Origin of the sequence: Mesorhizobium sp. M7A.F.Ca.US.011.01.1.1, assembly GCF_003998295.1 — a bacterium.
GTDB lineage: Bacteria > Pseudomonadota > Alphaproteobacteria > Rhizobiales > Rhizobiaceae > Mesorhizobium.
The window spans coordinates 56,740-69,491 of record NZ_RZRT01000003.1 but is presented as its reverse complement, the minus strand read 5'-3'; the positions used below and the strand labels follow the sequence as shown (position 1 = coordinate 69,491).

11 protein-coding genes are annotated in these 12,752 nt (G+C 64.8%); 4 read left to right on the top strand and 7 right to left on the bottom strand.

What is annotated here, in order from left to right:
• Positions 1-14 precede the first annotated feature (14 nt).
• Entirely contained in the window at positions 15-785 is a 771-nt protein-coding gene (locus EOA13_RS05080; protein WP_127290220.1) for an isocitrate lyase/phosphoenolpyruvate mutase family protein, read from the top strand.
• 273 nt (positions 786-1,058) lie between these two features.
• On the opposite strand, the gene EOA13_RS05075 is transcribed toward EOA13_RS05080, so the two are convergent.
• The 3 genes from EOA13_RS05075 to EOA13_RS05065 form a co-directional block, all read right to left on the bottom strand.
• Complete coding sequence (locus tag EOA13_RS05075; protein ID WP_127290218.1) at positions 1,059-2,114, bottom strand: succinylglutamate desuccinylase/aspartoacylase family protein; 1,056 nt, start codon at positions 2,112-2,114, stop codon at positions 1,059-1,061.
• A gap of 71 nt (positions 2,115-2,185) precedes the next feature.
• Positions 2,186-3,373 (bottom strand): MFS transporter, encoded by a 1,188-nt coding sequence (locus tag EOA13_RS05070; protein ID WP_127290216.1) that lies wholly within the window; start codon positions 3,371-3,373, stop codon positions 2,186-2,188.
• A 170-nt stretch (positions 3,374-3,543) separates the two neighbouring features.
• On the bottom strand, positions 3,544-5,916 hold the full coding sequence (locus EOA13_RS05065) for a membrane-bound PQQ-dependent dehydrogenase, glucose/quinate/shikimate family (RefSeq protein ID WP_127290214.1): 2,373 nt from the start codon (positions 5,914-5,916) through the stop codon (positions 3,544-3,546).
• A gap of 163 nt (positions 5,917-6,079) precedes the next feature.
• Between EOA13_RS05065 and EOA13_RS05060 the strand changes: the two genes are divergently transcribed.
• On the top strand, positions 6,080-6,523 hold the full coding sequence (locus EOA13_RS05060) for a MarR family transcriptional regulator (RefSeq protein WP_127290212.1): 444 nt from the start codon (positions 6,080-6,082) through the stop codon (positions 6,521-6,523).
• A 20-nt stretch (positions 6,524-6,543) separates the two neighbouring features.
• Here EOA13_RS05060 and EOA13_RS05055 read toward each other — a convergent pair whose 3' ends face one another.
• Both EOA13_RS05055 and EOA13_RS05050 read right to left on the bottom strand, forming a co-directional pair.
• The gene (locus EOA13_RS05055) at positions 6,544-7,920 is read right to left on the bottom strand and encodes an FAD-containing oxidoreductase (protein ID WP_127290210.1); all 1,377 of its coding nucleotides are present in this window, start codon (positions 7,918-7,920) and stop codon (positions 6,544-6,546) included.
• A complete protein-coding gene (locus EOA13_RS05050; RefSeq protein WP_127290208.1) occupies positions 7,917-8,378 on the bottom strand; it encodes a DUF4126 domain-containing protein in 462 nt (153 codons plus the stop codon). The genes EOA13_RS05055 and EOA13_RS05050 overlap by 4 nt, the downstream gene beginning before the upstream one ends.
• Positions 8,379-8,521: 143 nt before the next feature.
• Here EOA13_RS05050 and EOA13_RS05045 point away from each other — a divergent pair, with 143 nt between their 5' ends.
• Entirely contained in the window at positions 8,522-9,079 is a 558-nt protein-coding gene (locus tag EOA13_RS05045; protein WP_127290206.1) for a sugar O-acetyltransferase, read from the top strand.
• A 5-nt stretch (positions 9,080-9,084) separates the two neighbouring features.
• Here EOA13_RS05045 and EOA13_RS05040 read toward each other — a convergent pair whose 3' ends face one another.
• Positions 9,085-10,074, bottom strand: a complete 990-nt coding sequence (locus tag EOA13_RS05040) for a helix-turn-helix domain-containing protein (protein ID WP_127290204.1) — start codon at positions 10,072-10,074, stop codon at positions 9,085-9,087.
• A gap of 126 nt (positions 10,075-10,200) precedes the next feature.
• Here EOA13_RS05040 and EOA13_RS05035 point away from each other — a divergent pair, with 126 nt between their 5' ends.
• Complete coding sequence (locus tag EOA13_RS05035; RefSeq protein WP_127290202.1) at positions 10,201-10,845, top strand: cysteine hydrolase family protein; 645 nt, start codon at positions 10,201-10,203, stop codon at positions 10,843-10,845.
• Positions 10,846-10,908: 63 nt separating this feature from the next.
• Here the strand turns inward: EOA13_RS05035 and EOA13_RS05030 are convergent, their stop codons facing one another.
• A complete protein-coding gene (locus tag EOA13_RS05030; RefSeq protein WP_127290200.1) occupies positions 10,909-12,588 on the bottom strand; it encodes a formate--tetrahydrofolate ligase in 1,680 nt (559 codons plus the stop codon).
• Positions 12,589-12,752 lie beyond the last annotated feature (164 nt).

The following is a 12,752-nucleotide window of genomic DNA, read 5'->3' as shown; positions in this document are numbered from 1 at the left end:
ACGAGAAAACAATCATGACCGAGCAGATCGAGCGTGCGCGGACGTTCCATTCCCTCCACGCCAAGGGAAACCCGATCGTTCTCTACAACGTCTGGGATCCGGGTTCGGCCAAGATCGTCGAGAAAGCGGGCGCCAAGGCGATCGCCACCGGAAGCTGGCCGGTGGCGGCCGCCTTCGGCTATGCCGACGGCGAGAAAATCCCGCTGGAGCTGGCGCTCGACAACATCAAGCGCATCGTCACTGCCGTCGACCTGCCGGTGACCATGGACCTCGAGGGTGGCTATGGTATCGCTCCGGAAGCCGTCGCCCACACTGTGACGCTTGCCTTGCAAGCAGGCGCCATAGGTTTCAATTTCGAAGATCAGATTGTCGGCGGCACTGGCCTGCACGACATTGCCGTGCAGGTGAAACGCATCGAAGCCGCGGCGGCCGCCGTCAGGGAATCGGGTATACCGGCTTTTCTCAACGCCCGGACCGACATCTTTCTCAAGGCGAAGCCGGATGCGCATGACAAGGCGCTGCTCGATCAGGCGATCGAACGGGCGCAGGCCTATGAAAAGGCCGGAGCGAGCGGCTTTTTCGCGCCGGGTCTTGGCGATGAGGGCCTCATCGAGGCGCTCTGCAAGGCAATCGCGTTGCCGGTCAACATCATCGCGCTGGCGCATGTGCCGCCGCGCCAGCGGCTGGCCGAACTCGGCGTCGCCCGCATCAGTCACGGACCGGTGCCTTACCGGCAGATGGCCGAATGGCTGGAGGCGAAGGCTAGGCAGGCCATTTCTGGCTAGGCGGTGATGCTGCATGCAACGGGTTTGGGATTGGCCGAAGCCTCGCAACTTCGTCATCCACGGGCGGAGCAGGAGCGAAGCGACGTCGCGGAGACCCGAGGATCCATGCCGCGACCTCAGTTGAAGGGCGCAGCGGAACAGAATTCTGAACGTAGCGACGCTTTGAAGTCGCGGCATGGATTCTAGGGTCTGCGCCGCGTCGCTTCGCTCCTTGCTTCGCCCTAGAATGACGAAGCTATGGAGTGCTTCGGCAAACTACGAGGCAAAGCTTTCTCAATCCTCCAGCGTACCCGACCGGGCGTCGGTGCTCTTCCTGTCGCCGACCAGCTTCAGAAGATCCTCGCCGGCGCGGATGATGCGGCGAGAGCGGCGAGTCAGGATGATGCCGTCCTGCGGTGCGAAGATTTCGGTGCGGCCATCGGCTTCGCCCGGCGCATGGACGATGGTGGCGAGGCGCGCGCCCTTGGCGACGCGGTCGCCGGGTTTCACGTCGTAGAGCACGGCACCCGCCCGAGACGCCGGCATCATGTCGATGTTCTCCAATGGCGCCACGACGCCGGTGAAGGGGCCAGCTGCAGGCAGGGCGCTATCGGCGATCACGCCGCGTGCCGCCAGCAGCCGGTAGAGCCCGTCGGCGTCAGAGGCGGCAAGGGCGCCGTCGACATCGAGGATGCCGCGATATTCGACCGTGGTGGCGACGCGGCGGTCGAGCTTGGCTACATCAGCTGGGACATTCTGGTAGGGCATGATCGAGGCGCCCTCGAAGGTGCCGTCGGTGTCCTCGCTCCACAGCACGACCGCGTCGACGCCCATGGCGGCGGCGCAATCGGCCATATCAGGCCACAGGCTGGTGTGGACGTAGAGATAGGCGAGGCCCTCGTCATCGCAGTGCAGGTCGAGCACGATGTCATGGCCGAACGACAGCTGCACCAGCCGCGTCTTCAGCCGCTGGTCGACGCTGCCAAGGGTGGTGTCGGGCAAGAGGGCTGTGTCGGGCGCGGCGAGCAGCGGAAAGCCGCGGTTGAAATTGGTGCGCGTGCCCAGATGGAAGCGGCCCTGATGCTCGCCGAAATGATATTGCGCCCGGCCGACAGGGTTGGCCCAGGGCACGACGGTGAGGTTGCCCTTGATGCGGCCTTCGGCCTCCGCCCTGGCAAGCATCGGCATCAGCGCGTCGATGGCGACGACGCCCGGCAACTCACCGGCATGGAGCGCCGCCTGCAGATAGGCCGAAGGAGCAGCCTTGTCGGAACCAGTGAAGCGGAACAGCGGGAATTCGTAGGAAACCCCTTCGCTTTCGCCGGCGATGCGCTCGATCGATTTCTGCATGACTTCCTCCATCAAGGACCAGAAGACATGCGATTTGAAGGCGCCTATGTCGATTGGTCCAGCCCGCCGCGCTATGGGCGCAAGAGACTATCAGCCGGGAGCGGGATGACCGGCGCGCGCCGGTCCAGCGCCTGCGACAGCACGGCGACGGTGACCGCCAACAAAGCGAGTGCTGCGCCGACCAGCGGCAAATTGGCATAGGAAACACCGGCGGAAAGGGCCACGCCGCCGATCCAGGCGCCGCTGGCATTGCCGACATTGAAGGCGCCCTGGTTCAGCGTGGCGGCGAGGTTCGGTCCCTCGGAGGCCGCCTCGACGACCCGGATCTGCAGCGGCGGCACGACGACGAAGATGAGCAGGCCCCACAGGAAGACGATGCCGACGGCAACGCTGGCGATTGCGCCGAACTGCCTGAAGCCAACGAAAAGCAGGGCCATCAGCAGCAGCGTGCCGATCACTGTCGGCATCAGTTTCCAGTCGGCCAGTCTGCCGCCGATAATGTTGCCGATGGTCATGCCCGCGCCGAACAGCAGCAGAACCCACGTGACTGCGGAGGTCGACAAGCCCGATACCTCGGTGAGGTAGGGCTTGATGTAGGTGAAGACGGTGAACAGGCTTGCGGAAGTCAGCGCCGCGATCAGCATGGCCAGCCAGACCTGCAGCTTGACCAGCACGCGCAGCTCGCCGCGCAGGCCGCCACCGCTTGGCTGGGCGACATCGGACGGCACCAGCCAGGCGATCGCTGCCACCGAGATCAGGCCGATACCGACCACGGCAACGAAGGTGGAGCGCCAGCCGAATGCTTCGCCAAGTGCGGTTCCGGCGGGAACACCCAGGATGTTGGACAGCGTCAGCCCGGCGAACATCAGCGCGATGGCGCTGGCCCGTTTGTTGCGCGGCACCAGACTGGCGGCAACGACCGAGCCGATGCCGAAGAAGGCGCCATGGCCGAAAGCGGTGAAAACGCGCGCGGCCATCAGCGTCCAGTAGTTGGGCGAGATGGCGCAAAACAGATTGCCGACGACGAACAGCACGGCCAGCCCGACCAGCACCGGCTTGCGCGGCAAATGCGCGGTGGCCATGGCGATGATCGGGGCGCCGAAGACGACGCCCAGCGCATATCCTGTGACCAGCAGGCCCGCAGATGGGATCGACACGCCGAGGTCGGCGGCGACCTCGGGCAGCAAGCCCATGATGACGAATTCGGTGGTGCCGATGCAGAAGGACGCAATGGCAAGCGCAAGGATCGGCAAGGGCATGGTGCGTCCAGACTGAATCGGTTCAATTTCGACACTGCGCGAGGACCCATTCCGCGCGCAACACACATTGCTGCAACGCAGCAATGCAGAAAGCGTAGAGCAATCGAAAACGGAGCACTCGAGCGCCCGTTCTGCGGATCATCCGTGGAGGTAGAACAGCAATTCCGGGATCATGGCGCCCTCGGCAAGGCATAAGCGACGATGTAGTCGCCGCGATCGGGTGACTGGCGCGCCCCTCCGGCCGAGACGACGACGAACTGACGGCCGCTTTCGGGCGAAGTGTAGGTGATCGGCGTCGCCTGCGCGCCGACCGGCAGGCGGCCCTTCCACAGCTCCTCGCCGGTGGCGACGTCGATGGCGCGCAGATAATAGTCCTGCGTGCCGGCATAGAAGACGAGACCGCCCGCCGTCGTCACCGGACCGCCGAGCGACGGCATGCCGACCGGGATCTGCAGGCCGGTCTTCATGCCAAGTGGGCCTGTATCCTGCAGCGTGCCGGCCGGAACCTGCCAGACGAGCTGGCGCGACTTCAGGTCGATGGCGCTGATCGTGCCATAGGGCGGCTGATGGCAGGGCACGCCCAAAGGCGACATGAAGCCGTTCTTGAGCGCACCATAGGGCGTGCCGAGCTGGGTGCCGAGACCATCATGCGCCGCCGAGGGTCCGTAATTGTCGGCCTCGGCGCGCGGCAGCAGGACTACGAATTGCGGCATGCGGATGTCGTTGACGACCAGGTAGCCATTGGCCTCGTCGATCGAGGCGCTGCCCCAGTTCATGCCGCCATAATAGCCGGGAAATTGCAGCGAGCGCGTCAAGCCGGGAGGCGTGAATTCGCCCTCGTAGCGCAGCTTCTTGAAGCCGATACGGCAAAAGAGCTGGTCGAGCGGGGTGGCACCCCACATGCTTGCCTCGGTGAACGGCTTGTCGCCGATCGAAGGCATGCCGACCGAATAGGGCTGGGTCGGCGACAGGAAGTCCTCCTTGGCACCGCCGTCCTGTGGCACCGGCTTTTCCTGCACCTCGGCGATCGGCTTGCCGTCGCGGCGGTCGAGCATGAAGATCTGGCCGCGCTTGGTCACCTGGATCAGCGCCGGCACCTTGCCGCCCTTGCCGTCCGGCACATCATACAGCGCCGGCTGCGAGGGAAGGTCGTAGTCCCAGAGGTCGTGATGCACGGTCTGGAATTTCCAGCGCTCGCGGCCGGTGGCGATGTCGAGCGCCACGACCGAAGCGGTGTAGTCTTCCGCCGCCTTGCTGCGTTCGGCGCCGAAGAAGTCCGGCGTGGCGTTGCCGGTCGGCAGATAGACGAGACCGAGCGAGTCGTCATAGCTCGGCGTCGACCAGACGTTGGGCGTGCCGCGCGTATAGCTCTGGCCTTCGGGCGGCAGCTTGGTGATATCAGGATTGCCGAGATCCCATGCCCACATCAACTCGCCTGTCTTGGCGCTGAACGCACGAACGGCGCCGGAAGGCTCGCCAGTCTCGACATTGTCCCAGACCCAGCCGCCGATCATGATGAGATCGCGCATGACGGTCGGAGCCGAGGTCTGGAAATAGAAGCCGGGCTTGACCTCGCCCATGCCTTGCTTGAGGTCGACGGTGCCGCCCTGACCGAAATCCGGGCAGGGCTGGCCGGTCTTGGCGTCGATCTCGATCAGCCGCGCGTCGATGGTGGTCATGACGATGCGTCCGGCGCAGGCAGCCGCGTTGACACCAGCCGCTGGCGCGGTGGCGTCGGCCGTGGGCTCGTAGTAGCTGACGCCACGGCAGCGCTGCCACAGCGGCGCCGAGGCTTTCGGGTCGAACTTCCAGCGCGGCTCGCCGGTCTCGGCGTTGAGCGCGTTGATGACATTTTTCGAAGAGCAGGTGTAGACCGTGTCGCCGACCTGCAGCGGCGTGTTCTGGTCCTCGGCGCCCTTGACCGGGACATCACCGGTGCGGAAGGTCCAGGCGACCTTCAAATCCTTGACATTGTCCCTGGTGATCTGGTCGATCGGCGCATAGCGCGTGCCGGCCGGCGTGCGGCCATAGTGGCGCCAGTCGGTGCTGGAGGCTGCCGCGGCCGGCGTCGGCGCTTCGGTTGCGGCGACCGTGTTGCGGATCACGCCATGCGGCTGGAAGGCATAGGCGGCGGTGGCGATCAGGCCGATCACGAGAACACCGGCAAGGGCGAAGGGGGCCCGCTTGCCACTGCGCGATGACGGGAACAGCGGCGCCAGCAGAAGAGCGATCGCGGTGAGCACAGCCGGGGCCACCAGTCTCGGCACCAGCGGCCAGAAATTGAGGCCGGCCTCCCAGAGCGCCCATGGAACCGTGGCGACGAAAATGAGAATGTACAGCCAGAAACCCGCGCGCCGACGCAAGGCAAAGAGGAAGCCGGAAACGATGATGCCGGCACCGGCGAGCGCGTAATACCAGGAGCCGCCGAGGCCGATAAGCTGAACACCGCCATAGAGCAGCGGCAGGCCGATGATCATCAGCACCATGCCGAAAAGCACGAGCAGCCAGACGCCGCCGGATGTGTTGGTATCTTGGTCTGACATGTCGATCCTCACGCTTGCCCGGATGGCGGGGTCTCGTGGTCGCGGCGGCCAAGAAAAGGCCGAGGGCGATCAATGGAGGCCGGCTTCCGGTTTCGGCGACGGGGGCTTCGCCAGGGAAAATAATTTATCGCAACCTAATAGATAGCATGTTATCTTTTCCGCTATGCCCAAGCAAGACCCGGATCGAGCCAGGTTTGGCCAACTCGTTATATCAGTCGCCAGGCTGTGGCGGCGCGCGGCCGACAAGGCGTTGGACGACTGCGGCCTGTCGCACGCCACCGCCATGCCGCTGGTGATGCTGTCGCGGCTCGGCGACAATCTCCGCCAGGGCGTGCTTGCCGATCATCTCGGTTTCGAGGGGCCTTCGCTGGTCCGCATCGTCGACCTGCTGGTCGAAGAGGGTCTGGTGACGCGTGCCGAGGACGCCGCCGACAGGCGGGCGAAAATCCTGTCGCTGACCGATGCCGGGCGAAAGCGGGTGACCGAGATCGAGCGCCTGCTGTCGGTGCTGCGGGCCGATCTGCTCAAGGACGTTGGCGAGAGCGAATTGAAAGGGGCCGTGCTTTTGCTGAGCCGGCTGGAGACGAAATTGACCGGGCTCGGTTGATCGGGGCCGGAAGCCGGGTCTCAAGCCAGCGGCTTCAGTTCCTGGGCGATCGTGGGCAGCAGTTCCGAGACATTCGGGTGGATATGCACGGCACGCGCGAGCGTGTCGACGGGCGCCTTGGCGTACATCAGGTCGAGCACGCAATGGATAGCCTCGTCGCCGCCGGGGCCGAGCACCGAGCAGCCGAGGATCTCCCTGGTGTCGGCATCGACCAGGATCTTCATGAAACCCTGCGTCTCGCCCTTTTCGATAGCGCGGCCGACGCGGGTCATCGGCCGCTGGCCGACCAGCGCGCGACGGCCGGATTTCTTCACCGCGGCCTCGGTCATGCCGCAGCGGCCGAGCGGCGGGTCGATATAGAGCGCATAGGCTTCGATGCGGTCGCTCACCTTGCGCGGGTCGTTGTCGAGCAGGTTGGCGGCGACGATCTCGTAGTCATTGTAGGAGGTGTGGGTGAAGGCACCCTTGCCGTTGCAGTCGCCCATCGCCCAGATGCCGGGCACGCTGGTCCGCAACTGGTCGTCGACAATGACGAAGCCGCGCTTGTCGACCTCGACGCCGGCCTTTTCCAGCCCGAGGTCGTCGGTGTTGGGCGTCCGTCCCAGCGCCAGCAGCAGATGCGAGCCGACCGCAGGCGGCGTGCCGGCGGAAAAGGTCACGGCGACGTCCTCGCCCTGTTTCGCGAAGCTGATGTCGTCTGCGCCGACATGGACTGTAATGTCTTCGTTTTCGAGGATCGACAGGATGGCGGCCGAAACGTCCTCGTCCTCGCGGCCGGTCAGGCGCGGGCTCTTCTCGATGACGGTGACTTCGCTGCCGAAGCGGCGGAACATCTGCGCGAATTCGAGCGAGATGTAGCTGCCGCCGACGACGATGAGATGGCGCGGCAGCACGTCGAGATCCATCATCGAGGAATTGGTCAGGTAGTCGATGTCGTGTATGCCGGGCAGGTCGGGCACCGAGGCGCGGCCGCCGGTGTTGAGGAAGATATTTTCGGCGGTCAGCAGATCGTCGCCGACGCGCACCGTGTTGGCGGATTCGAAACGCGCATGGCCGCGATAGAGGGTGCACTTGTCCATGCCGGCAATCCAGGTCTCGAGATTGGTGCGAGCGTCGATCGTCACCTTGTCCTTGCGCGCCTTGATCCTGGCATAGTCGACGCCGATGGGGCCACTGAGCGTCACGCCGTAGTCGGCGGCGCGGCGCGCCAGATGCGCGGCATAGGCGCTGGCGACCATGGTCTTGGTCGGCATGCAGCCGGTATTGACGCAGGTGCCGCCGACCAGCTTGCGCTCGATCAGCGCGACGCTCCTGCCGGCGGCCGTCAGCCGGCCGGCCAGCGGAGGGCCAGCCTGTCCGGCACCGATGATGATGGCGTCGAAGGTTTTCGTCGTCATGCCACCGCAGCCACGATCAGCAGACCGCCGATGATCGCCACCGCGTCCTCGATGAAGGCGGCGGGCGGATCCTTGCCGAAGGCGGCTGCGAGCCGGCCGCGAGCTTCAGCGCCGCCCAGCGTGCCGATGACAGCGCCGATGGCGCCGGCAATCAAGCCGCCGATGGTGGCGCCGCCTGTCGCGCCGATCACCGCGCCGGTGAAGGCGCCCATGACGATGCGGGCGCCGAATTGCTGCGGCACTTTACGGCTCGGCGTCGACGGCAACTGGTCGGTGACCAGTTCGACGATGGCCAGGATGGTGAAGATGCCGACAGCCGCCCAGTGACTGATGAAGCTCGCCCAGGTGCCGGCAACTGGCAGCCAGCCGAGATACGCGCCCCAGGCAACGGCAGCCGGCGCTGTCATGGCGCGAAGACCGGCAATGACGCCGATCAGAAGTGCGAGAACATACAGCATGGTCGATCCCCCTCGATCACCGGGCCAGGACGGCCTTTGAGACGGCAGGCTACCATAGGTCCAATATTTGACCAGTACTTGCATCGGCGCTTTTCTGTTGGCCGCACTTGTGCTTTGCAAGGACGTGAACTGGAGACCGCGTCATGGCCGAAAGCGAGCGCGTGAAGATGGCGGCCGGCGAATGGTACACCTGCCTCGATGATGAGCTGGAGTCCTTGCGTGTTGTCGCGCGTGACGCGGTGTTCGAGCACAATTGCCTGCCGCCGCGGCAGCGCGGCAATCTCGGGCCGGGCTTGAAAACTTTGCTCGGCAACGCCGGTGAGGGCGCCCGCATCGAGGCGCCGTTCCACTGCGCCTATGGCTTCAACATCTTTCTCGGCGACGGCGTCTTTCTCAATGCCGGCTGCACCATCCTCGACACAGCGAGTGTGCGCATCGGCAAGGGAACGCTGCTCGGTCCCAATGTGCAGATCTATTGCGCCGAGCATCACAAGGAGGTCGCTGGGCGGCAAGCTGGACTGGAGATCGCCAAGCCGGTCGAGATCGGCGCCAATGCCTGGATCGGCGGCTCAGCCGTCATCCTTGGCGGCGTCAGCATTGGTGAAGGTGCTATCGTCGGTGCGGGGGCGGTGGTGACGCGCGACGTGGCTGCGAACACCACGGTGCTCGGCAATCCGGCACATCGGGTCAAGCGGGATTGAATGGATCAGTGCGACAGCGCCATGCGCTCGTCCTGACCGGCCCGCCTGGAGAATTCGCGCCGATATTGCGCCGGCGATGTTCTGAGCCTTGCGGCGAAATGCTGGCGCAGCGAGGTGGCGCTGCCGAAGCCGGCTTCGAACGCCACCAGGTCCATCGATTTCTCTGTCGCCTCCAGCAACCGTTGAGCCAGTTCTATCCGTTGGCTGGTCAGCCAATCGCCGAAACTGGTGCCGATCGATTTCAGAAAGCGGCGGGTAAAGGTGCGCCTTGTCAGGCCGGCGGCTTCGGCAACGGTGTCCAGGCTATGTGTTTCGCCGAGCGTCGTGCGAACCGCGTCGAGGGCCTGGGTGAACCGGTCGGCGTCCGCGCTTCTTTCCACCGGATGCTCGATGAATTGCGCCTGCCCGCCCTGCCGATGCGGAGAAAGAACGATCTGGCGGGCGAGCCGCAGTGCCGCTTCCGCGCCGTAGCGGGCGCGCACGATGTGGAGACAGCAGTCGAGGCCGGCGGCGACGCCGGCCGAGGTCACGATGTCGCCATTGTCGACATCGAGCACCGACGCGTCGACGGCGACGTCGGGATGGAGTTTCTGCAACTGTTCGGAATAGGCCCAGTGCGTCGCGGCACGACGGCCCGAAAGCAGCCCGGCCGCGGCAATGGCGAAGGTTCCGAGGCACAGGCCGACGATCAAGGCGCCGCGTTGGTGCGCCCGGCGCAATGCCTCCATCAGCGGCGGCGATGCCGGCTCGCCGAGATGATGCCAGCTTGGAATGATGACGATATCGGCGCCGTCGAGGCCTTCGAGCCCATGCGGCGCGGCAATTGTCAGTCCGGCCTCGGTGTGGATCGGGCCGGGCTTGACCGCGCAGATGCGGAAGTCGAAGCGCGGCAGGCCAAGCGCCGTCCTGTCCTCGCCGAAGACCAGGCACGGTACGGAAAGATGGAACGGGCTGATGCCGTCGAAGGCGAGGACGGCAATGATCGGGTCGGGCACGGGTGCTTCCGGCGGTTGAATACGGATTGTCCCAATTCTTTCGAATGATGTCAATCGGGCCACTTTCGGCTGTCGAGGAGTCCGCCTATTTTCCACCCATCGCATCCAAGCCGGAAGGAAAACCCCATGTCTGACTCAGCCAACACCACGCCGCGCCGGGCGCTGATCGTCGTCGATGTGCAGAACGATTATGATGGCGGCAATCTGGCCATCCAGCATCCGCCATTCCGCGACAGCGTCGTCCATGTGGCACGCGCCATGGACGCGGCGGCAGCGGCCGGCATCAAGGTGGTGGTCGTCAAGCAGATGGCACCGGAGACATCGCCGATCTTTGCCAGGGGAAGCCATGGCGGCGAACTGCATCCCGAAATCGCCAGGCGTGAGCGCGACCATTATGTCGAAAAGAGCCTGCCATCCGCCTTCACCGGCACTGATCTGGAAGACTGGCTGCGCGCCAATGCCATCGATACGATCACGGTGGTCGGCTACATGACGCATAACTGCGACCTGTCGACCATCATCCACGCCGTGCATATGGGCCTTGCCGTCGAGTTCCTGTCCGATGCGACCGGCTCGGTGCCTTACGCCAACAGCGCCGGCTACGCCTCGGCCGAGGAGATCCACCGCGTGGTGACAATCATCCTGCAGTCGCGCTTCGCCGCCGTGCTCAAGACCGCCGAATGGGTCGACTGCCTGAAGACAGGCGCGCCGCCGGAACGCGACACGATTTTCGGCTCCAACCAGCGGGCGCTATCGCGCAGCGCTGCGTAGGACTATCCGAAAACAGAAGGGCGCCGCAGCGATGCGGCGCCCTTTTTGTCGAGACTGTGAGGCTTAGAACAGGCCTTCGATCTGGCCGGCCTCGTTGAGGAAGATCTTTTCCGAGGACGGCGCCCTGGGCAGGCCGGGCATGGTCATGACCTCGCCGCAGATGATGACGACGAAGCCGGCACCGGCCGAAAGCCTGACCTCGCGCACCGGCACGGTATGGCCGGTCGGCGCGCCACGCAGGTTCGGGTCGGTCGAGAAGGAATACTGGGTCTTGGCCATGCACACTGGCAGGTGGCCGTAGCCGGCGTCTTCCCAAGCCTTCAACTGGTCGCGCACCGACTTGTCGGCGATCGCTTCCGAGCCGCGATAGATGCGCTGGACGATGGTGTTGATCTTCTCGAACAGCGGCATGGCATCGGGATAGAGCGGCGCGAACTGCGAAGCACCGGATTCGGCCAGTGCCACCACCTTGTTGGCGAGATCCTCGATCCCGGCCGAGCCGTGCGCCCAGTGCTTGCACAGGATCGCTTCTTCGCCCATCGAGGCGACATAGTCCTTCATCGCCTGGATTTCGGCGTCGGTGTCGGAATAGAAATGGTTGATGGCAACCACCGCCGGGACGCCGAACTGCCGGATGTTCTCGATGTGGCGGCCAAGGTTGGCGCAGCCCTTCTTCACCGCTTCGACGTTTTCATTGCCGAGGTCTTCCTTCTTGACGCCGCCATTCATCTTCATGGCGCGCACGGTGGCGACGATGACGGCGGCCGCCGGCTTCAGGCCCGCCTTGCGGCACTTGATGTCGAAGAACTTTTCCGCGCCAAGGTCGGCGCCAAAGCCGGCTTCGGTGACGACATAGTCGGCGAGCTTGAGCGCCGTCGTGGTGGCGACGACCGAGTTGCAGCCATGCGCGATGTTGGCGAACGGGCCGCCATGCACGAAGGCCGGGTTGTTCTCCAGCGTCTGCACCAGGTTCGGCTGCATGGCGTCCTTCAGCAGAACGGCCATGGCGCCATCGGCCTTGAGGTCGCGGGCATAGACCGCCGACTTGTCGCGGCGGTAGGCGACGATGATGTCGCCGAGGCGCTTTTCAAGGTCCTTCAGGTCGGTGGACAGGCACAGGATGGCCATCACTTCCGAGGCGACGGTGATGTCGAAGCCGCCCTCGCGCGGAAAACCGTTGGCGACGCCGCCGAGCGAGCAGATGATCTCGCGCAGCGCACGGTCGTTCATGTCCATGACGCGGCGCCAGACGACGCGGCGGGTGTCGATGCCGAGCTCATTGCCCCAGTAGATGTGGTTGTCGATCAGCGCCGAAAGCAGATTGTGCGCCGTGGTGATGGCATGGAAGTCGCCGGTGAAATGGAGGTTCATGTCCTCCATCGGCACGACCTGCGCGTAGCCGCCGCCGGCGGCACCGCCCTTGACGCCGAAGTTCGGGCCCAGCGAGGCCTCGCGGATGCAGACGATCGCCTTCTTGCCGATGCGGTTCAGGCCGTCGCCGAGACCGACCGTGGTCGTGGTCTTGCCTTCGCCGGCCGGCGTCGGGTTGATGGCGGTGACGAGGATCAGCTTGCCGTCCTTGTTGCCCTTCACCGATTTGATGAATTCAGCTGAGATCTTGGCCTTGTCGTGGCCATAGGGCAGCAGATGTTCGGTCGGGATGCCGATCTTCTGGCCGATCTCCTGGATCTGCTTTTTCCTGGCGCCGCGCGCGATCTCGATGTCGGACTTCACTTCGGCCATGACGGCTTTCCTCTGGATTGGACGATGGAGGGGACGGGTTGATCTTACTCGCAGGCAGGTTGGATCCGGGCGCGGGCATGTTCTAACCCTGTCGCTGCCGCGGCGTCAACTTTCATGCAACTATGTTTCCTATAGAGAAAATTCCTCTGCGGACCGGCCGACCT

Bases quoted from the DNA above. Each gene is read 5' to 3' on its own strand.
- EOA13_RS05060 (WP_127290212.1), top strand. From the start codon at position 6,080: ATGCCCAAGCAAGACCCGGATCGAGCCAGGTTTGGCCAACTCGTTATA.
- EOA13_RS05035 (WP_127290202.1), top strand. From the start codon at position 10,201: ATGTCTGACTCAGCCAACACCACGCCGCGCCGGGCGCTGATCGTCGTC.
- EOA13_RS05075 (WP_127290218.1), bottom strand. From the start codon at position 2,114: ATGCAGAAATCGATCGAGCGCATCGCCGGCGAAAGCGAAGGGGTTTCC.
- EOA13_RS05080 (WP_127290220.1), top strand. From the start codon at position 15: ATGACCGAGCAGATCGAGCGTGCGCGGACGTTCCATTCCCTCCACGCC.
- EOA13_RS05050 (WP_127290208.1), bottom strand. From the start codon at position 8,378: ATGCTGTATGTTCTCGCACTTCTGATCGGCGTCATTGCCGGTCTTCGC.
- EOA13_RS05045 (WP_127290206.1), top strand. From the start codon at position 8,522: ATGGCCGAAAGCGAGCGCGTGAAGATGGCGGCCGGCGAATGGTACACC.
- EOA13_RS05055 (WP_127290210.1), bottom strand. From the start codon at position 7,920: ATGACGACGAAAACCTTCGACGCCATCATCATCGGTGCCGGACAGGCT.
- EOA13_RS05030 (WP_127290200.1), bottom strand. From the start codon at position 12,588: ATGGCCGAAGTGAAGTCCGACATCGAGATCGCGCGCGGCGCCAGGAAA.
- EOA13_RS05070 (WP_127290216.1), bottom strand. From the start codon at position 3,373: ATGCCCTTGCCGATCCTTGCGCTTGCCATTGCGTCCTTCTGCATCGGC.
- EOA13_RS05065 (WP_127290214.1), bottom strand. From the start codon at position 5,916: ATGTCAGACCAAGATACCAACACATCCGGCGGCGTCTGGCTGCTCGTG.